Raw genomic sequence first — 21,423 nt, 5'->3', positions numbered from 1 at the left:
CCACCGGGTTTCCACAGGTCGGATCTGATCGCGAAAAAGGAGCGCTCCCGGAGGGAATTGAACCCATTCAAGCTTCGAGCACCGTGCTCACCGTCGAACCACAAACGGGGCAGAACGTGCACGTTCCCGCCTGATGCGCCTTTGCCGCGCATACGTCACGCTGTTGAGCTTCTTCGCTTCGTGCTGATCGCAGCAACCTCAACGCCACTCCCACTCGCCGAGGACGCCAATAAACCAACCGGCAAAGAAAGCGGCAATCAGCATGAGGAGATCGTTCGTGACGGAGGGACCGGCCTCCTGGCCGCCTTGAGCACGCTCAAATCCGATCAGGCCCAGCGCAACTATTCCCGCGCCGAAACCGGGCCAAATCGCCGCAAACCGCCCCCGAGGGGTCCGTGGCAGAAGCCCGGCCCGGCGAGACGACACCAAGGCGCTCAAGGCCAACACAATCAGACAGACCGTGAGGAAGTACATTCGACACTTTCCCTGGTGCCAACCTTGGGCGTGCCAATAGCGTGAATTGATTGCATCAACCTTGAAGCGATGACCAAAGGCATAGAACTCGAGGGCCCGTGAGGTCTCAGATGAGGCCGAAGGTGATCGCGATCAAGAAGAACACGATCAGCCCGATGCCGACCAGCTTGAAGATGTAAGCGGCCTCGACATCGCGCTCAAACCACTCGAAGTCTGGCCCCCAGAGGACGGTTGCGACGAACCCCAGAACGAGGGTCGTGATCAGCAGGATCATATAGACGGTGCCCATTGATTGGACCTTCAGCCATGGTCGTGGAAGAGACGCTCCGCAAGATTGCTTTGCAAAGCTAAGGAAGAGCCTACAACCATGGATGACGGAGATAATGCGATCGCTACCGTTAAGATGCGATTGATCGAGGTCCACTTCGGGGCAAGCGGACGGATCGGCCGATATCGCGGCACCGATGCCGGTGTGTGGAGGCGTCTGCTCCGCTACACGAAAAGATCATGCGTCGGATGATGCCCAACGCCTCTTGCGTGATCTGCGGCGCTTTGCTCCGCGTGCGACGGGCCAACCAGGTCCGCATCGGGGATCAGCGCCAGTTCAGCGTGTCCGGCTCGAGGGAGACCATGTTCGGCCGTGTCGGCTGCGTACGCATTCTCGAGATGATCTGAATCTTTGGCCGCTGCCATATCATTCTTGAAATGAAAGGAATCTCCGGATGCGGGCACGTCAGCTGCTTGTGCCGGACCGGGGTCATGGTTGGCTTGGTCGTTGCCGCCAGCCTTTTGGCTCGGCTCCGCCTGCAGATCGTCGGAAGCGTTTGAATGCGCCTGGTGCAAGTCACGCTGCGCTTGGCCGGAACTGGCATCGCTTCCCGATACATCGTCACTGACGCGCTGCTCGGCTGCGGAGCCGTCGTCCGAAGCGCGATGCACCTGCCCGGGATTGGAGTCGAGTCCGGCTGAGTCCTGCTTGGCCTGATCGTTACCGGCTGCTGCCCCCTCGTCCGAAGCGTGCAAATCACGCTGCGATTGTCCCGGCGTGGAATCGTCCCCCGCCGGGGCGAGCTCGGTGTGCTTGTTGCCGGCTGCCGCGGCGTTCTCCGAAGCCTGCGATTGCCCTTGATCTGAGCCGTGGCCCGGTGGCTCGTGCTCGGCATTCGGCTTGCCTGCTGCCGCGCCGTTGTCCGCAGCGTGCAAATCGCGCTGCGATTGTCCCGGCGTGGAATCGTCCCCCGCCAGGGCGAGTTCGGTGTGCTTGTTGCCGGCTGCCGCGGCGTTCTCCGAAGCCTGCGATTGCCCTTGATCTGAGCCGTGGTCCGGCGGCTCGTGCTCGGCATTCGGCTTGCCTGCTGCCGCGCCGTTGTCCGAAGCGTGCAAATCACGCTGCGATTGTCCCGGCGTGGAATCGTCCCCCGCCAGGGCGAGTTCGGTGTGCTTGTTGCCGGCTGCCGCGGCGTTCTCCGAAGCCTGCGATTGCCCTTGATCTGAGCCGTGGCCCGGTGGCTCGTGCTCGGCATTCGGCTTGCCTGCTGCCGCGCCGTTGTCCGCAGCGTGCAAATCGCGCTGCGATTGTCCCGGCGGGGAATCGTCCCCCGTCAGGGCGAGCTCGGTGTGCTTGTTGCCGGCTGCCGCGCCATTCTCCGAAGCCTGCGATTGTCCTTGATTTGAGCCGTGGCCCGGCGGCTCGTGCTCGGCGTGCGGCTTGCCGGCTGCCACGCCGTTGTCCGAAGCGTGCAAATCACGTTGCGATTGTCCCGGCGTGGAATCGTCCTCCGCCGAGGCGAGTTCGGTGTGCTTCTTGCCGGAGGCTGCGCCATTCTCCGAAGCCTGCGATTGCCCTTGATTTGAGCTGCGGCCCGGCGGCTCGTGCTCGGCGTGCGGCTTGCCGGCTGCCGCGCCCTGGTCCGAAACATGCAAATCGCGTTGCGATTGCCCATGCGCGGAAGCATCCTCCGCCGGACCGAGCTCGGTGTGCTTGTTGCCGCCTGCCGCGGTATTCTCCGAAGCCTGCGATTGCCCATGATCTGAGCCTTGGCCCGGTGGCTCATGCTCGGCCTGCGGATTGCCGGCCGCGGCGCCCTCGTCCGAAACGTGCAAATCGCGCTGCGATTGTCCATGATCGACAGCGTCTATTGCAGCCGTCTGTGTTGTGCTGTCTTCCGCATTCTTGGCGCCCGTCGCGGCCCCGGGCTCGATGCCGCCATTGTCGGTCAGAGCGTCGATGGCGCCGGATCCGGTGTGAGGGTTGCCGCTGGCGCCGACGCCGTCCTCGTGCGCGGCCGCATCGATGATCCGAGGTTCGTCGCCTCTGGCCATGGCATCGCCTCGAATAGCCTCGAAGGCGAATGCGTCATGGTGGATGTCGGGATCGAGCCAGGGCACCTTGTCGAAGCCGATGAGGTCGGGCCTGTCGGGACTATCGAGGGCGGCCAACTCGCGTGGGGCGTTCGCGTCAGCCCACGCAAAGCCATCGCTCGGGTTGCCCCAGGCAGTGGACGCCTGGGCGTGACTGCTGAGGAGCGAGACTCCGACTGCCGTCATCATGAAGGTGCCGGCGCTGCTCAAGCCCGCCCGTGAAGGGGTGAGTGTCGGCACTGTGATCGTGCTGTGGGCAATGTCGGCTCGGGATTCGATGAGCCTGCTTGCCCGCGCCGGCATGTCGGCCGGAGAATTTTCGGCGCGGACGGCTCTGGCCGTTTTGCCCGAAGCAGCATTCGCCGCTTGGGGGGCAATCTTGATCGTCACGACCGCGCCGGTGCCGTCTGCGGTCATGACCGTGACGGTGTCGGCATCCGCAGCATCGACTTCGGTCGCGCTGGCGGGTCGAATGTCCTCGAGCAGTGCCCAAATCAGAGCTGCAAGCGCGCCGACGCCGCCGTAAAGGCGTGACAGGGTGAATCTTGCGAGTTCCGTCCGGTTCTTGACGCCAAGCTGCGCCGTGATGTGATCGATCCGCGCCTCAATGGCGCTTGCGGTGGTCTTGAGCTGGCGCGCAATCTCCTTGTTCGACATGCCGCTGGCGACCAGGCGTATGATCTTGCGCTCCTGATCCGTCAGCTCTGTCAGGCCATTTTCGCCGAGTGTGCCACTATCGGGCTTGCGGGGCGCCGCGCGGTCGGCGGTCGGCGCCACCAGCCTCAGGGACTGCAGCAGGCTTTCGGGCTCCTCGCGCATCGGAATGGCAGTGCAGGTGCCCGCAGCGACTGCCGCCGCGAGGTCGCCACGGGCAACCGATGCGGTGTAGAACACCAGCCGCGTGGGAAGGTCTTCGGCACCGACGGCGGCGAGCATTCCGGAAGCCGGCACGTCGGAAAATCCGTCCTCGACGAGGGCGACATCCGGCGCCAACGTCCGGACGGCGTCGAGGCAACCGCCGCCGGTGATGCAGGACGCAACGATCTCGAAGTCACGCTCGGCCGCAAACAGCGACTCAAAACCCTGCAAAACGATCGGACGGCGATCTGCGATAACGAGTCGGATACGACGCATCTGTTCTGGCCCGCCGGCGTTCCCGTCCTAACTCGCCCAGCAAAGGCGACTGGGTCCTTGGGTAGCGTCATCTTGAGAGCGGCGCGGCAACGCGCGACACCCTCCTCCGTTCCGTGAGCTGCGAAGCCCAGGGATGTCGGTCCGGGCAGCGGAGGGGCTTGCCCAGCCTGCCACGTCCGACGCCGCCATTTTGCTCCAGTTTTACCCGACGGCGCAACGGTTTCGTAGAATCAGCAGGATGCGCAGCGGCCAGTCGGCAAGATCGTGCTCGCTCGAGCGGCCCGGGCCCTGGCGGGAAGCCGATCCCATCTCGCCATGCACTAAGTCGTTGATTTTGCTGTCCCGGCTGCTGGTGCATGGGGTTGGTTTCGACTTTTTGCTGCTGGGGTGCAAAAATATCGGTCCGAACCCGGCCTGGTCCGGCGCTCGCATTTTCATCCATTCATTTTCCGGAGGCGCATCATGCAGGTCTACAATGTCGTCAAGTTCAAGGTGAAGCCCGGCCAGGAAGGCGCCTTCCTCGATGCGCACCGAGACGGCAAGGCCAAATGGCCGGGGCTGGAGCACGGCGTCATCATCAGGACCGGCGATCAGACCTTCTGCCTCATCGGCACCTGGTCCAGCCAGGATGCGCTGGTGGCGGCACGCTCCGCGATGATCAAGACCCTCGACAGCTTCAGGGCGGTACTCGAGGACCAGGGCAACGGACGCGGCGTCACGGATGCGGTGTCCGGCGAGGTCGTGCTCGCGCTGTAGATTGCAGCGCCGCGACTTCGTCACCGCAAGGCGCGAAGCCTGCCGACGAGGGAAATTATTGGGCGGCCGCCGCAGCGGCAGTCGCGACGTATTTCCCGTAGAATTCGGCGACCCGGCCGCGCCACATGCCGACGAACGCCTCCGACGTCACGTTGTCGACCGATTTCCAGCTGCGCTTGAAGGCCGGAAGTGTGTTGCCCCAGATCGCGCGTTTGCACCACCTTTCACCCTTCTCCTTGCCTTCGCTGCTGGCGCACATCGATTTCCAGGCGAGGCGAGCGGGCTTGCTAATGTGCTCGGCGGCGCCTTCCCAGCCCTGCTGATGGATCAGGTAGAGATCGCTCATGTCCGGCTTGCGGCGCGTGATCCACTCGAACTGGACGCCTTCGGTCAAGATCTTGTAGGCGGCTGCAACGGCGTTGTCCCGCGGACTGCGAATCTGCCCGAAGCCGAACTTGCCGAACTCGTAATGGCTCAGCTGAAACAGCCCGATATAAGACCCGGTGCGTTGGTTGGGGTTGAAGCCGGATTCGATCTTGGCAACCGCCATCATGAAATTGACATCGAGACCAAACGCGTCGGCAGCGCGCTTGATCTCCTCGGCCGGCGTTCCCAAAGGAATGTCCTTGAACGCACGCAAGACGGTCTCCGCCGGTTTCTCGGCGGGCGGCAGCTCGGACCAGACGTAGTAGATCAGATGACGGAAATCCTGCGTCGCCGCCGCTTTCGCAGCACCGTTGGACCCATCGCGTTCCGGCGGCAGCGATTGGATGACATCCTGTCCCAACGAGGCCAATTTCGGCCCGGCGGGTTCATCAACGATTTCGGCTTTGGCGCGCGACGGCTCGGAACCTGCCAACATCACCGCGTCAAGCTCTGCTCTTTCCGCCCGAAGCGCGGCCGCAAGTCTGGTGGATGCCTCCGCGTATAAGGCAGGCGTCACCATGGTCGTAGGGGCCGTCATGCGCGCTGCAGGCGGTATGCTCGCTGCCGCCTCCGGCATGACATCCGGCAAAGTCGCGGCCGGTCTGTTGCTGGCGGCCAGATAAAGTCCCGCGGATGCGATAACAGCCACGATGCAGCCGGTCTGCCAGACCTTCATTGCCCGAAGTCCAATGATGGCTTCTGTAGGAAGGCTGTCGGCATGGTCCTGCGGCCCGTGGGTGAGCCCTCTTCGTAGATTCTTAAGGTTTAAATGTGGTGAACGAGGGCGGGCTCTCCGCCTCGCAACGCGATGTGTCCCTCTTTGGGTCACCAGCGGCCCCTGGCGGGAGATGCTCGTGGGTCGGCCATGGGTCGTAAGCTGCCAATGGCGTCCGATCCTAGTGGCTTCCGCTCTACACTTCGCGACCGACCCGCCGACAGCCGACAGGATTTTCGGCCACGGGCCAAAAAGCCGACATTGGTCTCCCGGTAGGATCGCAAATATGTCAGGCTTCAGCTTTCTCCGTTGCGATCAGGATGGGTGGCCAAAATGGATGAACCAGCACTAGATCTGACCGGTGTTGTTTTGTCGCCCCAAAAAGAGTTGGTGCGCATATTTTACAAGGAGATGTGGGATCACGCCGACAAGAGCCTGATCCCCTCGATTTTCCTCCCTGACTTCACCTTTCGCGGCTCTCTAGGCCCGTCCTTGGTCGGACATAGTCAATTTGCCGGTTACGTGGACTTCGTGACGGCAGCATTCGGCAACTACACCACCGACATGCTGGTTCTGATCGAGGAGGGCAATCGTGTCAGCGGCAAGATGCGCTTTCACGGCTACCACCGCCAGGAGATGTTCGGGGTTCCTCCAAGCGGCCGTCACGTTTGGTGGACTGGTATGCCCATCTTCACCTTCGACGGCAGCAAGGTACGCGACCTCTATGTGCTCGGAGACATATACGGGCTGATCGAGCGGATGCGCTCGACATGATGACGCTTCGCTCGATGTGGCGTTCTACCTGTCCTACGAGCTTTGGGTCGAAACTTGGGTGACTTTGACTTGCGCTTAGGAGTGCGCACGAGAGCCGGGGTGTCAGAAGTCATTGCGTGGCGTGATCAGTAAGTCGGACCGGACTGCACTGGGTAGCGTAGCTGACGTTCAACTGCAGCTCAGTCGGGTTTTTCCGGGGGTACGGTTTGTCTATTTGGCCGAGGAACCGTCAGGTGCGATCGAGGCACGAAAACAGATGTCTCTCGCGCTGCGGCTCTGGCTTATGTTGTTCGGAGCAGGCGGACGCTACCCCTGTTGCAATGGCTACTTTGAGCGTGCGGAGAATTTGGGCGGCGGCGCGATTCAATTCTATTTCGAGACGAACGAGCCCGTTCGATATGTCAACGCGACTGGCTATGGCAGAACCCAAGGCTTCGACGCCTTATACGATGAACTGGAACAGAACACTGGTTGGAAGATCAATTACGGCTTCTTTGCCTAACGGACGGATCGCCATTCCCATCGCGCGCTCATAGCCAAAGGCGAACCCATGATGCGTCAGGAGGTCAGAATGCAGAAGCAGACCTGACCCGCAGCGGCTTCGCGCAATCGCTAGGAAAAGAATGGGTGTGGCGCCCCTTTTGCGCCACGCTGCTCAACGACCTCCAGCATTGCGGCAAGGTCCTCCTGCGATACGTTCAGCCCGAACTCTTCGCGCACCACGCGGCGATATGCGTCATTGCCATCCAACGTCCGTCGCTCGGCACGCCCATCGGGATACCGCACGATCACGCGGGCATTGAACATCGTAATGCGCGTTCGGTTCGGCCCCGGGCGGGCGGCAATCATGTTACTGTGGTACGGCGCATCGGGGTGCGTGCTGGTAAACCAGTTCGTGATTTCGTATTCGCCGTCGTAACGGGGATAAGGAATCACGCGATAGACGTGAGCCCATTCATCTCCGAGCTTCGATTGCAAAGTAAGCTCGCCGCCGACATCGATGAACCGCATTGTCTCGTGAGGCGTCTCCTGTTCGACGCCAGGCTTGAAGAGGAGGGGAGCGGTCGGGGCGAGATTTCCGAACCCCACATCTGCCAGATAGTCCCCTTCGGGCAGATGGACGATGAGAAGCATATGGATCGCGGGCCGGGGTGCATCGATATCGAGGCCCCGGACCACCCGCCCTTGCAGACTTGTGAGTCGATATCCCAGCGAGCGCAGGCCGGCCCGAAACAGCATGTTCTGCTCAAAGCAGTAACCGCCCCGACCGCCGTCGATCATTTTCTTCTGAAGCGACGCCACGTCCAGCTTGGGGACGCGACCGAGCATGATATCCAGGCTCTCATACGAGATGGCATGTGCGTGGGCAAAGACCAGACCTCGCAATGTCTCCAGCGTCGGAGCCCGCCCCCCGGAGTAGCCAATGCGGGCAAGCCATCTTTCTTGATCAAAACCCCCATCATCCATCGACAGCCCCCGCCGAAAGTGAACGACTTCCATTTCACGCCAGCTGTACGGCTCAGGCAAGAGCCATGTCCGCAACGGATCAAAACGCGAAGAACTCAGGTTTGGCAAATCGGAGTCCGCGCTGGTTCTCCGAGTGGACTTCCGACACCCGAGACGCAACTTCGTAGCTGAGTGATATGAAGACCTGCTGACTTTAATTGGCCGCAAGGTTAAGCTGTTGCCTGATCAGCCAGATGTCCTTCAGGGGGCGCCAATGGCCATGTTGTATTTCGAGGAGGCGGAGGTTGGCAAGCTGCGTACGGCGGGCCCTTACCACGTCACAAAGAACGAGATCATCGAATTTGCCCAAAAATTCGATCCGCTGCCCATTCATACCAACGAGGAGATGGCCGCACGCTCGGTCTTTTCCGGACTGATCGCTTCGAGTGCACACACGTTTGCGATACTTATTTCCTTGTTGAGCAGAACACAGCCGTATTCGCTCCGCATCGTTGCGGGGCTTGGCTGGGATGAACTCAGACTCCCCGCTCCGGTGCGCCCGGGAGACGGCCTCGATCTCGAAGTGGCAATTTTGGAGAAGCGTGAGTCAAAGTCCCATTCCGACAGAGGCGTTGTCCGCAACCAGCTACATCTCCGCAATCAGAAGCGCGAAACGGTTCTTCAATGTGTCAATACGGTTCTCGTGGCGCGACGACCGCCCGCGAATTCCTGAGACGCGGAAGGCCGTGAGTCCAGTGGCCGGCCCGACGTCCGCATCCAGTCAAAACGCGAAGAACACCCATCATTGCGTCATGAGGTCAGAATGAAGGGCGCAGTCCAACGACAGACTGTCGACCTGTCGTCGTTTCCCGATCTGGTCGTGATCTATCTCGGAATGCGCGTCAATGCGTGGACCGGGATCAGAACCTTGATCGGCCTGGGTCCGCAGATTCAGGACGCGGCCGACAAGAAGCCTGACGGGCTTCTCCTGCATGAGAATTTCATCATGTCCCTGTTTCCATTGCACGTTGGCATGCGACAATATTGGCGCGATTTTGATGCGCTGGAGGCGTGGTCCCGTTCGATGCCGCACCGCCAATGGTGGCAGGATTTTCTGAAGTCATCGCGCGGCACCGGCTTCTGGCATGAAACCTACTTGATGCGAGGCGGCATGGAGGCCATCTACGACGACATGCCGACGCCTATCGGCTTCGCACAGTTCGCGCCACTGCGGCCCGCCCGTGGGCCAATGTTCTCCGCCCGCCACAGAGCCAGGTTATCCGGCCAGTTGCGTCCCGCAGTGATCGAGGAGGACGAGTTTTACGGTGGGGATGGGCCTGCATAATTGCCGCTCTGAATTCCCCGATTCTTCCGATCCTGCCATCCTGCTCCTGTTTTGCCCGACGAAGCAACGGTTTCGTAAAATCAGCAGAATGAGAAGCGATCGTTTGACCAAGCGGCACTTTCAGTCAATCACCCGTGTCGCGCGTGCCAGCATGATGGGTGGGATTTGAAGACCGAGCACGCCCGCCGTCTTGATGTTGAACACCAGTTCAAATGTCGTCGGCTCCTGAACCGGAATGTTCTCAGGCTTTTCACCTTCGAGAATTTTCTTCACCAGTGGAGCCGCGTCCCGGGCTACTATCGTCCAATTTGCTCCATATGACATCAGGAGCCCGGCCTCAGGATAAGGATCGGCCTGACTGATCACGGGCAGCTTTGCTGCAATGGCCAATTCCGCAATTCGCCGTAATACAAAGACGTGCCACACACTGGCTCCGAGTATTGCCGCGCCAAACTGGTTCGCCTTCGAAAATGCATCTTCAAGACCTTCTGGACCGCCGCATTCGAACGACCCAAATGACAGTCCGAGCTGGTTTGCTGCTTTACGCGTATCCTCTAGCTCTGGTTGGGTGGCAAACTGAAATGCAGGACTTGGGTCCCAGATCATTGCAACGCTCGACAACGCGGGAATGGTATCCCTGAGGAGTTCCACGCGCTTCGCGGCAAGATACGACGTGACGTGCGCGATTCCCGTGACATTTCCCCCTGGACGATTGAGGCTCGACACAAGACCGGATCCAACCGGATTAGGGTTATATACAAACACAATGGGAACGGTGCTTGTTGCCCTCCGAAGCGCTAGGGCCGGCGGGATGGTGATCCCCATCAAAACGTCGCACTTCAACTCAACCAGTTGCTTTGCCAGCACATCAAGGTTTTCGGAATTTTTGTCGAAGAACCGATCTTCGAAAATGATGCTGCCCTCGCCATAGCCGATAGCTTTGAAGCCATCTCGCAGCGGCCTAAAGTACGGATGGGTTTCGGCACTCGCGCCTTGCCAGAGCACACCAATTCTAGGAATCTTTTTCGGCTGCTGCGCCCGTGCCACCATGGGCCACGTCACCGCACCCCCGATTAGCCCCATGAACCCGCGCCGCTTCATTCGACCCCCGCCGGGTGACGCCATAGATCCTGCCATTCTGCTCCTGTTTTGCCCGACGGAGCAACGGTTTCGTAAAATCAGCAGAATGCGTGGCGGTTATTCGAAAAAGTCGTGCTCGATCGACGGGCTGAGGCGAGGTCACGCTTCATCCGCTCGCCTGCCGCGCTAAGCCTTTGATTCCGCTGCCCCCGCCTACTGTGCATGGGGTTGTTTTCGAACTTTGTTGTTTGGAAGCTGCGAAAGCGCCACCGACCCGAGCCCGATCCGGCTCTCGCGCTACTTCATCACCCGCAGGCCTTTGGTCGTGAACCGCTGCGTCCTGCCACCTGATCGAACGGGACGCTTCGTGCCGGCGGCCTTGCCGGTGCCGGGCGGCTGGTGCGCCGGCACGAGCTGATGCGGCTGCGAGCCGATCAGGTCGCGGCGGCCCATCTCGATCAGGGCCTCGCGCAGCAGCGGCCAATTGTCGGGGTCGTGATAGCGCAGGAAGGCCTTGTGCAGGCGGCGCTGGCGCAGGCCCTTGATCGCCTCGACCTTGTCGCTGCCGCCGTGGCGCACGCCGCGCAAGGGGTTGACGCCGGTGTGGTACATCGCGGTCGCCGTCGCCATCGGCGAGGGCAGGAAGGTCTGCACCTGGTCGGCGCGGTAGCGGTTCTTCTTCAGCCACAGCGCGAGGTTCATCATATCCTCGTCCGTCGTGCCCGGATGCGCCGCGATGAAATAGGGGATCAGGTAATATTTCTTGCCGGCGCGCTCGGCCGCTTCGTCGAACATCCGCTTGAACTTGTTATAGGCGCCGATGCCCGGCTTCATCATCTTGTCGAGCGGGCCGCGCTCGGTGTGTTCAGGGGCGATCTTCAGGTAACCGCCGACGTGATGGGTGACGAGCTCCTTGATGTATTCGGGGCTCTCGACGGCGAGGTCGTAGCGCACGCCGGAGGCGACCATCACCTTCTTTATCCCCTTGGTCTCGCGCACCTTGCGATAGAGCCGGATCAAATCGTCATGCGAGGTGTTGAGGTTGGGGCAGATCTCCGGGAAGACGCAGGAGGGACGGCGGCACGCCGCCTCGACCTTCGGGTCCTTGCACGCCATCCGGTACATGTTGGCGGTGGGGCCGCCGATGTCGGAGATGACCCCGGTGAAGCCGGGCGTCTTGTCGCGGATGCGCTCGATCTCGCGCAGGATCGAGCCTTCCGAGCGGTTCTGGATGATGCGGCCCTCGTGCTCGGTGATCGAGCAGAAGGTGCAGCCGCCGAAGCAGCCGCGCATGATCGTCACCGAGAATTTTATCATTTCCCACGCCGGGATTCTGGCGTCGCCATAGGCGGGATGCGGCGCACGCGCATACGGCAGGTCGTAGACCGCGTCCATCTCTTCCGTGCTGAGCGGGATCGGCGGCGGGTTGAGCCAGAGATCGCGGTCGCCATGGCGCTGCACCAGCGGCCTTGCATTGCCGGGATTGCTCTCCCGGTGCAGCACGCGCGAGGCGCGCGCATAGGCTTCCTTGTCCTCTTCGACCTGCTCCAGCGCCGGCAGGCGGATCACGGTTAAGCCCTTCTGGCGCGATGCGCCCTCGTCGGCGGAATCGAGATCGTCGGCGTGCAGCTCGGTGTAATCGTCCGGCACTTTTCGGAACAGCGCCACGCCCCTGATGTCGTCGAGCTCGCGCGGCGCTTCGCCGGCGGCAAGCCGGTGCGCCACCTCGACCACGGCCCGCTCGGCATTGCCGTAGAGCAGCAAGTCCGCCTTGGCGTCGGCCAGCACCGAGCGGCGCACCTTGTCCGACCAGTAATCGTAATGTGCGATCCGGCGCAGCGAGGCCTCGATGCCGCCGAGCACGATCGGCACATCCTTGAACGCCTCGCGGCAGCGTTGGGCGTAGACGATGGTGCAGCGGTCGGGCCGCTTGCCGCCTTCGCCGCCGGCCGTATAGGCATCGTCGCTGCGGATGCGTCGGTCCGCGGTGTAGCGGTTCACCATGGAATCCATGTTGCCGCCGGTGACGCCGAAGAACACCTTTGGCTTGCCGAGCACCCTGAACGGCTCCGCCGAATGCCAGTCCGGCTGCGCGATGATGCCGACCCGAAAGCCCTGCGCCTCCAGCAGCCGGCCGATGATGGCCATGCCGAAGCTCGGATGGTCGACATAGGCATCCCCCGTCACCAGCACGATGTCGCAGGCGTCCCAGCCGAGCGCGGTCATCTCGGCGCGGCTCATCGGGAGGAACGGCGCCGGCTTGCGGGGGCGCGCCTGGCCCATCAGCGGCTTTTCGGCGGTGATCATCTGGATGTCCATGGCGCTACGCATAGGGCGAGGGTCGGGCGAATTCAACCGCTCGCTGGCCCATCATGCGGTTCCGGCGCCGGCCGGACCCGGCCGCAGGAACCAACCGCGCCCGCGTGCATTCTGCTTGCGGGTTCGACGCGAGCCCGGGTTGCGCGCGCCTCCATCGTTTCGGCGTCCGTGACGTCGCCTCCGGCGATGGGGGAAACGTGGGTACGGTCATAGAGAACTTGCTGCTGCGGAAGCAGAAGCTGGTGGAGCAGCTCGAACAGGCTCCGTCGGTGGAGGACCGCGACAGGATCGAGCATCAGCTCGAGCAGATCAACACGGCGCTCGATTTTCTGGACCGGCCGGCCTCGAAGGAGGAGCGGTAGACGCCCTCAATCCACCTTCAACGCCCTGGCGTAGACTAGTCCCGAATTCGTGATGTGCGTGGTCATCAATCCGTCGAAGGCGGAGAAATCACCGCGTGTGAACAGATCGAGCAGCTTGCGATGCTCGTCGAAGGACGTGCGGGTGCGCACGTCGATCGGCGAGGTCAGACTGGTGCGGAGCGCGGCGACGCGGCCGGAGACGAGCTGATAGGATTCGGCGAGATAGCGGTTGCCGCAATGGGCGAACAGCGCCTCGTGAAAAGCTGTGTCGGCGCGGCCATAGGCGATGTTGTCCTTTGCCGCGATGGCCGGCTCCATCGCCGCGATCGCGGCGCTCATCGTGGCAATTGCGCCGTCGCGGTCATGACGGAAGGCGAGCTCGGCGGCCTTGGGCTCCAGCGCGATGCGGAAGGTGCAGAGCGCATGGATGTCGTCCGCACTCGGCGTGAACACGAAGCTGCCGACCTGCGGCCGGATCACCACCAGTCCCTGCGCCTGCAGCTGTCCCATCGCCTCGCGCACCGGCGTGCGGCTGACGCCGAAAGAATTGGCCACCATCTCCTCGGAGATGGCCGCGCCAAGCGCGAACTCGCCGTCGATGATGGCCTGGCGCAGCCGCTGCATCACCCGCTGCGACAGCGATTTCGGCGTATCGAGCTTGAGCGATCGCATGGTGCTTTCAGATCACCTTGCCGGGATTGAGCAGGCGATCGGGATCGAGCGCAGCTTTCAGCGTCCGCATCAGCGCGATCTCGGCCTCGCTCCTGGCATGGCCCAGCCATTGCTTCTTCAACGTGCCGATGCCGTGCTCGGCGGAGACGCTGCCGCCGAGCTCGCGGACGAGACCGTAGATGATCGCGTCCATCTCCTCCTTCGGCTGCTGCGCGACCGAAAGGCCCGTAACCCAGGAAACGAGATGCAGGTTGCCGTCGCCGATATGGCCGTAATAGACGCTCTCGCAGCCCTTGATGCCTGAAGCGAGCGCGGCCTTGCAGCGCGTGACGAACTCGTCCATGCGTGCCACCGCAAGGCCGATGTCGTAGGAGATGTGCGGCCCCAGCACCTGGCCGAACTCGGCGCAGATGTCGCGCACGCGCCAGAAGGCCTGCGTTTGCGCCAGCGATTGCGCGACAGCCGCGTCGGCGAGCAGCCCGCCCTCCATCAGCTCCTCGAGCCAGCTCTCAAAGCGCGGCGCGTCGACGCTCTCGTCGGTGCCCTGCGCTTCCACCAGCACGTAGAGACCGTGGCCTGCGGCGACCGGCGGCTTCACGCCGGCGCGGCTCGTGATCACGTCCCAATAATCCGGCCACATCACCTCGAAGGCGGACAGCAGCGGGCCGAGCCCCGAGCGCGCGGCGTCGAGCAGCGCGATCACCGCGGCATAATCCTTCAGCGCGCACAGCGCGGCCATGGTCGAGCGCGGCTTCGGGAACAGCTTCAGCACCACGCGGGTGATGATGCCGAGCGTGCCTTCCGAGCCGATGAACAGATGCTTCAGATCGTAGCCGGCATTGTTCTTCATCAGCTTGTTGAGGCTGGTGATGATGGTGCCGTCCGGCAGCACCACTTCGAGACCGAGCACCAGCTCGCGCGTCATGCCGTAGCGGATCACGCGGTTGCCGCCGGCATTGGTCGACAGATTGCCGCCGATCGCGCAGGAGCCGCGCGAGCCGAGGTCGAGCGGAAAGAAGAAGCCGGCTTCGTCGGCCGCCTTCTGGATCGTCTCCAGCGGCGTGCCGGCCTTCACCGTCATCGTCATCGAGGCGCGATCGATCTCCTCGATGCCGGTCATGCGCTCCAGCGAGATCGCGACCCAGCCAGCTTCCGGCGAAGCACCGCGGCACAGGCCGGTCAGTCCGCCCTGCGGCACGAACGGCAGATGCGCCTGCCGGCAGGCCGCAATCGCCTCGGCAACGCCATGCGCATCGACGGGGCGGATCACCGCCAGCGGCGTCTGCGGCAGGCTCGCGCTCCAGTCGTTGCAATTGCGCGCCGGCACGTCGGCGCCGACAAGCACCGCCGCCGCGCCGAGCCTGTCGCGCAACGCGCCGAGCATTTGGTCGGGATGCTCAATGGGGCTCACCATGTTCATGCGAGACCTCCTTTAGGATTCGGCCGCCGCATGCGGGACGCGACGGTGGAAAGGGTTTGCGTACCACTTGTATGTAAGGTACAAGATGAAAAGTAAAGCAAAAACGGCTTCGCTCGACAGGAAAGTTCGTTCGGGATCAGAGGCTTAGTCGGCGGCCGCAGCAAAGGGTGGTGTGATGACGGAGGCGATTCGCGGGTTCTGGGTGGCGTCGGCAACGCCGCTGGCAGCGGACGGCAGCGTGGATTCCGTAAAGCTTGCGGCACATGCCAAGCGGTTGTTCAGCGAGGGCGTCGACGGTGTCGTGCTGTTCGGCACCACCGGCGAAGGCACCTCGTTCAATGCCGCCGAACGCATCGCGACCATTGAAGCCGTGCTCAAGGCCGGTGTTGCGCCGGAGCACATCGGCATCGGCGGCGGCTTTCCCGCCATCAGCGACAGCATCGCGTTGACCCGCGCCGTGCTCGGCCTCGGCCTGCGCCACGTCCTGTTGCTGCCGCCCTATTTCGACCGCAGCGTCACCGCCGAAGGCATCGAGGACGCCTTCGCTGCGATCATTGACGGCGTCGGCGACGATCGCCTGCGCGCCTATCTCTATCACATCCCGCAGATCTCGGGCGTTGCGATCCCGACCCATGTCGCTGCGAACTTGCGCAAACGTTACGGCAGGGTGGTCGCCGGTCTGAAAGACTCCAGCGGCGACTTCAAGCAGTTCCAGGCGTTCCGTGCCGCCGCGCCGGAGCTTGCCATCACCGTCGGCAACGAAGCCGATATCACCCGCGCGATCGCCGCCGGCGGCGCCGGCACCATCTGCGGCATGGCCAACATTGCGCCGGAGCTGGTCAAGGCGATGGTCGACGGCAAGGACGTCGAAGCGCGCATGCAGGCGGCGATCGACATCGTGGTGAAATCGCCGTCCTTCCTCACGACGCTGAAGGCGATCCTCGCGGCGCAGACCGGCGATGCAGGCTGGCTGCGCGTGCGACCGCCGCTCCGCGCCCTGTCCGACGGCACCGCGCTCAAGCGGAAGCTCGACGAATTGGTGGCGCCCGCCATCGCGTGAGATCGCGATGGCGTCCCGACACGTTGCCGGGAATTCGCGTGCAGCGTGTCGCGATCGTTGCTGCCCGGTCCTTCGCTGTGTTTAGAACGCTTCAACACTAGAGCGATTCAAGCTCGGTTACGGTTCTCTTCGTTCGCGGCGACTGTTACAGCCGCACACTTCAATGCTCTTGACTTGAAGTGGAATGAAAGTGCGTGCCTTCGTGGATGGCTGCGTCAGCGGCCATCGAACTCGTGCCGGCAAGAGCCGTGCAGGACTTCTCATCGGTGCAGCCGTGCTGCTTGCCGAAAGCCCCTCCATCACGACGAGCGCGCAGGCGCAATCGGCTCTGCCGCCGGTGACGGTGGAAGCTGCGGCGCCACGGCCGAAGCCGGCACGCGCATCGGAGCAGTCGCCACGCCGCACGCAAGCGGCGGCGCGCCGCCAGCCCGGTCGCAATCCCGCCCCCGCGGCGCCGACACTGTCGGAGCGCGCCGCCGCCGAAGCCGCCGCGCAACAGGCCGCCAAGCTCGGCTACCGCGCGATGCCGAGCTCGACCACGCTGCGCAGCGGCGCCTCGCCGCTCGACACCTCGCAGGCCGTCAACGTCGTGCCTGCGCAGGTGCTGAAAGACCAGCTCCCGCGCAATATCGATGATGCGCTCATCAACGTCTCCGGCGTCACCCAGGCCAACACGCTTGCCGGCAGCCAGGACGCGGTGATCCGCCGTGGCTTCGGCGACAACCGCGACGGCTCGATCATGCGCAACGGCATGCCGCTGGTGCAGGGCCGCAGCCTCAATCCTGCGGTTGAAAGCGTCGAGGTGCTGAAGGGCCCGGCCTCGCTGCTCTACGGCATCATGGACCCCGGCGGCATCGTCAACACCATCAGCGAGCGGCCCGAGCTCTATCAGCACGGCTCGGTCACTTTGCTCGGCTCGGCTTTCAGTGCCTCCAAGACCGGTGCCGACGGCCTGCTCGACATTACCGGGCCGATCGGCGACCAGGGGCTTGCCTATCGTTTCATCGGCTACGGCGTCAGCGAGGATTACTGGCGGAATTTCGGCCGTCACCGCGAGATGCTGATTGCACCGTCGCTCGCTTGGTACGGCCAGGACACCACGGTGCAGCTGAACTACGAGCACCGCGAGTTCATCTATCCGTTCGACCGCGGCACCGCGTTCATCAATGGCGCTCCGCTGGCGATCCCGGCCACGCGCCGGCTCGACGAGCCCTACAATAACGTCTGGGGGACGTCCGACCTGATCCAGGCCTCGGTCGAGCATCGCCTCAATCAGGACTGGAAGCTGTTTGCCGGCTACAGCTACAACACCGAGACCTTCAGCGCCAACCAGCTCCGGCTCACCGGCGTCAACGCGACAACTGGCGTGTTGACGCGCAGCAACGACGGCACGCAGGGCTCGCTCAGCAATTCGAGCTATGGGACGTCCTACATTTCGGGCAGTTTTTGGCTCGGCAGCATGCGCAACGAGGTGCTGTTCGGCGGCGACGGACAGTATCGCACCATCTACCGCGACAACCTGATCCGGCAGGCGGCCCCGTCCTTCAACATCTACAACCCGGTTTACGGTTTGATCGGGCCCGGCACCACGGTCGTGAACAGCGATAGCGCCCAGACCGACAAGCTCGGCCAGTGGTCGCTGTTCTTCCAGGACACACTGCATCTGACCGAACGCTTCGCGCTGGTCGGTGGTGTCCGCTACATGGACTACGATCAGATCGCTGGACGCGGAAAGCCGTTCAAAGCCAACACCGACGTCTCGGCGGACGCCGTGCTCCCGCTCGGCGGCGCCATTTTCAAGCTCACCGACCAGATTTCGCTCTATGCGAGCTACACCCAGTCGCTGAAACCGAACTCGACGATCGCTCCGCTGAGCAATAGCGGCGGCGTCGTCCTCGGATCGAACATCGCACCCGAGGAGGGCACGCAGTACGAGGCTGGACTCAAGTTCGATCTCGACAAACGCCTGTCAGGCACGCTCGCCGTTTACGACATCGAGAAGCAGAATGTGCTGGTCAGCCAGCTCAACACCGCAACTGGCCTCAACGTGTACACCGCGGCCGGAAAGGTCCGCTCGCGCGGACTCGAGATCGACGTCACCGGCCGGCTCTCCGACAATTGGAGCATGATCGGAAGCTATGGTTACACCGATGCGCGTGTGATCGAGGATCCGACATATGCCGGCAAGCAGCTCCAGAACGTTGCGATGAACACGGCCTCGCTCTATCTGGTCTATGATTTTGGGACGGTGCTTCCCGGCCAGCTCAGGTTGGGCGGCGGTGCGCGCTATGTCGGCGACCGGCCGGGCGATGCGTTGAACACGTTCGGGCTGCCGTCCTATGTGGTTGCAGATATCTTCGCGATCTATGAGACGAAGCATCAGGCGCTCCCCGTCATCTACCAGCTCAATGTCAAGAACCTGTTCGACACCGTCTACTATACTTCTGCGCAGAACAATCTGGGCGTCGCGATCGGCGACGCGCGCCGGGTGTCTCTCTCGGCGACGGTGAAGTTCTAGCAATGGCAGTGCGCCCGGGGCACATAATCAAGACTGTCCTATTCCGGGTCCATTCCATCGCGGGCCTGGCGCTCGCGCTGCTGCTCGCCTTGATCGCGCTGACCGGCGCGATCATGAGTTTCGAGGACGAGATCGTCGATCATCTCAACGCCGGCATCATGCACGTCGTGCCGCGCGAGATGCCGGCGCTGATGCCGGACGAGTTGGTCGCGCGGCTGAAGGCGGGGCAGGATTTCGGCCAAGTCTCAAGTCAGGTCTCGGCCGTCATGCTGTCGAGCGATCCGACCGCCGCCGTGCGGGTTCGCTTCGCGCGCGACGTGCAGGGCGCGCGGCCGAATTCGCTCTATGTCGACCCCTATGATGCGCGCGTGCTCGGGGCGCCGCGCGGCGAGGAATTTTTCGCGACGGTTCGCAAGCTGCATCGCTGGCTGCTGATCCCCGGCGATGCCAAGGGCTGGGGCCGTCAGATCACCGGTGTGGCCGCGCTCGGCCTGATCGTCATGCTGGTCTCGGGTCTCGTGCTGCGCTGGCCCCGTCGCGCGCGCAGCGTGAAGATGTGGCTCAAGCCCAATCTCGGTCTCGGCGGGCGCGGGCTGCATCGCTCGCTGCATGCGGTCATCGGCACCTGGGTTCTTCCGGTCTATCTGGTGATGACGCTCACCGGGCTGTGGTACTCGTTCGACTGGTACAAGGACGGCGTCGTCTGGCTGCTGGCACGCCCCGAAGCCAGCGCCGCGAAGATGCAGCCAAAAATGTCCGCGAAGGCGCCGCGCGCGGCGGCCCGCTCCGAGGCGGTCCAGCCGATCGGGTTCGACCTGGCATGGACGACGTTCCGGCGTGAGGAGGGCGGCCGCTTTGCCAGGGCTCTGCTGACGCTGCAGCCCGGGCCCCGCGCGGTGATACGGATTCGGTCGTGGGGCAAGGATTCGACGCTCGACACCACACGTGATGAATTCCGCATCGATGCCATCACCGGTGAGCTGGTCTCCGCCGAGCGCTATTCCGACAAGACGTTCGGCGAGAAGATCATCGCCAATTTGCTCGACATCCATCGCGGCGCGGTGCTGGGCTGGCCCGGCAAGCTCGCCTTCATGATTGCCGCGGCCCTGATGCCGCTGTTCTCGGTCACCGGCATTATGCTCTATCTGTCGCGCCGCAAGCTGCGGCGCCCGGCGCAGCCGCTGCTGGGGCGGCTCGTTCCGGGCGAGTGAGTTGCTGACGAAGAGCCTAGCCAACATCTCGACAATCGTTCAAAAGCCCGTGGCACGTCCTTGTCAGGTTTCCGCCATGAAGCTTCCCAGCGTCACCCCCGCCGATATCCGCCGCGCGCTGCTGCTGCGTGAAGAAGTCGCGCTGCTCGATCTCAGATATGAGGCTGCCTTCGCCACCGGCCATCCGCTGTTCGCCGCCAACATGGCCGCCGACCGGGTCGCGATCGAGGCCGAGGTGCGGCTGCCGCGCAAGGACGTGGCGATCGTGCTCTATGATGACGGCGAGGGGCTGGTCGCGACCGGCGCCGAACGTCTGGCTGCACTTGGCTACAGCAATATCAGTGCGCTCCAGGGTGGGCTGAAGGCCTGGCGCGATGCGGGCTTCGAGGTGTTCGAGGACGTCAACTCGTATTCCAAGGCGTTCGGTGAACTGGTCGAGTCGCGTCGCCATACACCCTCTCTGAGCGCCGACGAGGTGGCCAAGCTGATCGCCGACAAGGCTAACATCGCCATCCTCGACGTCCGCCGCTTCGACGAATACGCGACCATGAACATCCCGGGCTCGGTCAGCGTGCCCGGCGCGGAGCTGGTGCTGCGGGCAGGGCAGGCCGCGCCCGACCCTGAAACCACCATCATCGTCAATTGCGCCGGCCGAACCCGCTCCATTATCGGCACGCAATCGCTGATCAATGCCGGCGTGCCGAACAAGGTGCGGGCGCTGCGCAACGGCACCATCGGCTGGACGCTGGCGCGCCACGGGCTCAATCACGGCGCCGACAGGCGCGGCGCCATCGGCCCGTTCGAGGGCGGCCCCGCGAACGCTCGCGACGTCGCCTATCGTGCCGGTGTCCGTCACATTGGCGCGAACGAGATGTCGGCGCTGGTCGCAGAGACCCATCGCACGCTGTATCGCTTCGACGTGCGCGATGCCGACGACTATGCGGCCGGGCATCTCCCCGGCTTCCGCCATTATCCCGGCGGCCAGCTCGTGCAGGAGACCGACATGGCCGCGCCCGTGCGCGGCGCGCGCATCGTCCTGACCGACGACAGATGCGTCCGCGCCGACATGACGGCGTCCTGGCTGGCGCAGATGGGTTGGGAAGTCTATGTGCTCGAAGGCGGCTATGACGGCGCGCTCGAGGTCGGCCGGCCGCACGTCCTGCCGAAGCCCGATCCGGCCCACCGCTACCGCCGTCCCTATGAGGGCACCGACGTGGCAGAGGCTGCGATGCAGGCCTATCTCGATTGGGAATACGGCCTCGTCGAGCAGCTCCGCCGCGACGGCACGCACGGGTTCTATGTGATTTGAGTTTAGCCGGGGGCGCCTACCCTGGAGGCTCGACGGCGCTT

Annotated in this window: 19 protein-coding genes; 10 read left to right on the top strand and 9 right to left on the bottom strand. The window is 63.3% G+C overall.

All coding sequences use genetic code 11. The features are described 5' to 3' along the window. Positions 1-198 precede the first annotated feature (198 nt). The 3 genes from BDOA9_RS02865 to BDOA9_RS02855 form a co-directional block, all read right to left on the bottom strand. On the bottom strand, positions 199-474 hold the full coding sequence (locus tag BDOA9_RS02865; RefSeq protein WP_025032445.1) for a hypothetical protein: 276 nt from the start codon (positions 472-474) through the stop codon (positions 199-201). A 106-nt stretch (positions 475-580) separates the two neighbouring features. Beyond that, positions 581-763 (bottom strand): hypothetical protein, encoded by a 183-nt coding sequence (locus BDOA9_RS02860; protein WP_025032444.1) that lies wholly within the window; start codon positions 761-763, stop codon positions 581-583. A gap of 203 nt (positions 764-966) precedes the next feature. Then, positions 967-3,969: a LuxR C-terminal-related transcriptional regulator gene (locus tag BDOA9_RS02855; RefSeq protein ID WP_082847779.1), complete on the bottom strand. Its 3,003-nt coding sequence runs from the start codon at positions 3,967-3,969 to the stop codon at positions 967-969. 462 nt (positions 3,970-4,431) lie between these two features. Between BDOA9_RS02855 and BDOA9_RS02850 the strand changes: the two genes are divergently transcribed. Continuing rightward, complete coding sequence (locus tag BDOA9_RS02850) at positions 4,432-4,725, top strand: hypothetical protein (RefSeq protein ID WP_025032442.1); 294 nt, start codon at positions 4,432-4,434, stop codon at positions 4,723-4,725. A gap of 55 nt (positions 4,726-4,780) precedes the next feature. On the opposite strand, the gene BDOA9_RS02845 is transcribed toward BDOA9_RS02850, so the two are convergent. Beyond that, the gene (locus BDOA9_RS02845) at positions 4,781-5,827 is read right to left on the bottom strand and encodes a transglycosylase SLT domain-containing protein (protein ID WP_025032441.1); all 1,047 of its coding nucleotides are present in this window, start codon (positions 5,825-5,827) and stop codon (positions 4,781-4,783) included. Between the two features lie 372 nt (positions 5,828-6,199). On the opposite strand from BDOA9_RS02845, the gene BDOA9_RS02840 reads away from it, so the two are divergent. Continuing rightward, entirely contained in the window at positions 6,200-6,640 is a 441-nt protein-coding gene (locus BDOA9_RS02840) for an ester cyclase (RefSeq protein WP_025032440.1), read from the top strand. Between the two features lie 256 nt (positions 6,641-6,896). Beyond that, complete coding sequence (locus BDOA9_RS37640; RefSeq protein ID WP_042335445.1) at positions 6,897-7,142, top strand: hypothetical protein; 246 nt, start codon at positions 6,897-6,899, stop codon at positions 7,140-7,142. Positions 7,143-7,252: 110 nt separating this feature from the next. Here the strand turns inward: BDOA9_RS37640 and BDOA9_RS02830 are convergent, their stop codons facing one another. Continuing rightward, a complete protein-coding gene (locus BDOA9_RS02830) occupies positions 7,253-8,167 on the bottom strand; it encodes an arylamine N-acetyltransferase family protein (RefSeq protein WP_152033097.1) in 915 nt (304 codons plus the stop codon). Positions 8,168-8,360: 193 nt separating this feature from the next. Here BDOA9_RS02830 and BDOA9_RS02825 point away from each other — a divergent pair, with 193 nt between their 5' ends. Further along, a complete protein-coding gene (locus BDOA9_RS02825; protein ID WP_052363060.1) occupies positions 8,361-8,819 on the top strand; it encodes a MaoC/PaaZ C-terminal domain-containing protein in 459 nt (152 codons plus the stop codon). A 90-nt stretch (positions 8,820-8,909) separates the two neighbouring features. Next, positions 8,910-9,431, top strand: a complete 522-nt coding sequence (locus BDOA9_RS02820) for a DUF4188 domain-containing protein (protein ID WP_025032436.1) — start codon at positions 8,910-8,912, stop codon at positions 9,429-9,431. A 120-nt stretch (positions 9,432-9,551) separates the two neighbouring features. Here the strand turns inward: BDOA9_RS02820 and BDOA9_RS02815 are convergent, their stop codons facing one another. Continuing rightward, positions 9,552-10,481, bottom strand: coding sequence for an ABC transporter substrate-binding protein (locus BDOA9_RS02815; protein ID WP_210183832.1), 930 nt, complete (start codon positions 10,479-10,481; stop codon positions 9,552-9,554). A gap of 327 nt (positions 10,482-10,808) precedes the next feature. Next, positions 10,809-12,830, bottom strand: a complete 2,022-nt coding sequence (locus BDOA9_RS02810) for a YgiQ family radical SAM protein (RefSeq protein WP_025032434.1) — start codon at positions 12,828-12,830, stop codon at positions 10,809-10,811. A 197-nt stretch (positions 12,831-13,027) separates the two neighbouring features. Here BDOA9_RS02810 and BDOA9_RS38725 point away from each other — a divergent pair, with 197 nt between their 5' ends. After that, entirely contained in the window at positions 13,028-13,192 is a 165-nt protein-coding gene (locus BDOA9_RS38725; RefSeq protein ID WP_192859541.1) for a hypothetical protein, read from the top strand. Between the two features lie 6 nt (positions 13,193-13,198). Here the strand turns inward: BDOA9_RS38725 and BDOA9_RS02800 are convergent, their stop codons facing one another. Continuing rightward, complete coding sequence (locus tag BDOA9_RS02800; protein ID WP_025032433.1) at positions 13,199-13,864, bottom strand: GntR family transcriptional regulator; 666 nt, start codon at positions 13,862-13,864, stop codon at positions 13,199-13,201. Positions 13,865-13,871: 7 nt separating this feature from the next. After that, the gene (locus BDOA9_RS02795; RefSeq protein WP_025032432.1) at positions 13,872-15,284 is read right to left on the bottom strand and encodes an FAD-binding oxidoreductase; all 1,413 of its coding nucleotides are present in this window, start codon (positions 15,282-15,284) and stop codon (positions 13,872-13,874) included. Positions 15,285-15,459: 175 nt separating this feature from the next. On the opposite strand from BDOA9_RS02795, the gene BDOA9_RS02790 reads away from it, so the two are divergent. The 4 genes from BDOA9_RS02790 to BDOA9_RS02775 all read left to right on the top strand — a co-directional run bounded on the left by BDOA9_RS02790 (position 15,460) and on the right by BDOA9_RS02775 (position 21,382). Continuing rightward, complete coding sequence (locus BDOA9_RS02790) at positions 15,460-16,344, top strand: dihydrodipicolinate synthase family protein (RefSeq protein WP_025032431.1); 885 nt, start codon at positions 15,460-15,462, stop codon at positions 16,342-16,344. A 184-nt stretch (positions 16,345-16,528) separates the two neighbouring features. Continuing rightward, positions 16,529-18,862: a TonB-dependent siderophore receptor gene (locus BDOA9_RS02785; RefSeq protein WP_042335441.1), complete on the top strand. Its 2,334-nt coding sequence runs from the start codon at positions 16,529-16,531 to the stop codon at positions 18,860-18,862. Positions 18,863-18,864: 2 nt separating this feature from the next. Then, positions 18,865-20,073, top strand: coding sequence for a PepSY-associated TM helix domain-containing protein (locus BDOA9_RS02780; protein WP_025032429.1), 1,209 nt, complete (start codon positions 18,865-18,867; stop codon positions 20,071-20,073). 76 nt (positions 20,074-20,149) lie between these two features. Then, positions 20,150-21,382 (top strand): rhodanese-like domain-containing protein, encoded by a 1,233-nt coding sequence (locus BDOA9_RS02775; RefSeq protein WP_025032428.1) that lies wholly within the window; start codon positions 20,150-20,152, stop codon positions 21,380-21,382. The last annotated feature ends 41 nt before the right edge of the window (positions 21,383-21,423 follow it).

Origin of the sequence: Bradyrhizobium sp. DOA9, assembly GCF_000617845.2 — a bacterium.
Lineage (GTDB): Bacteria > Pseudomonadota > Alphaproteobacteria > Rhizobiales > Xanthobacteraceae > Bradyrhizobium.
The sequence above is the reverse complement of the archived record's forward strand: the minus strand, read 5'-3'. Positions and strand labels throughout refer to the sequence as shown.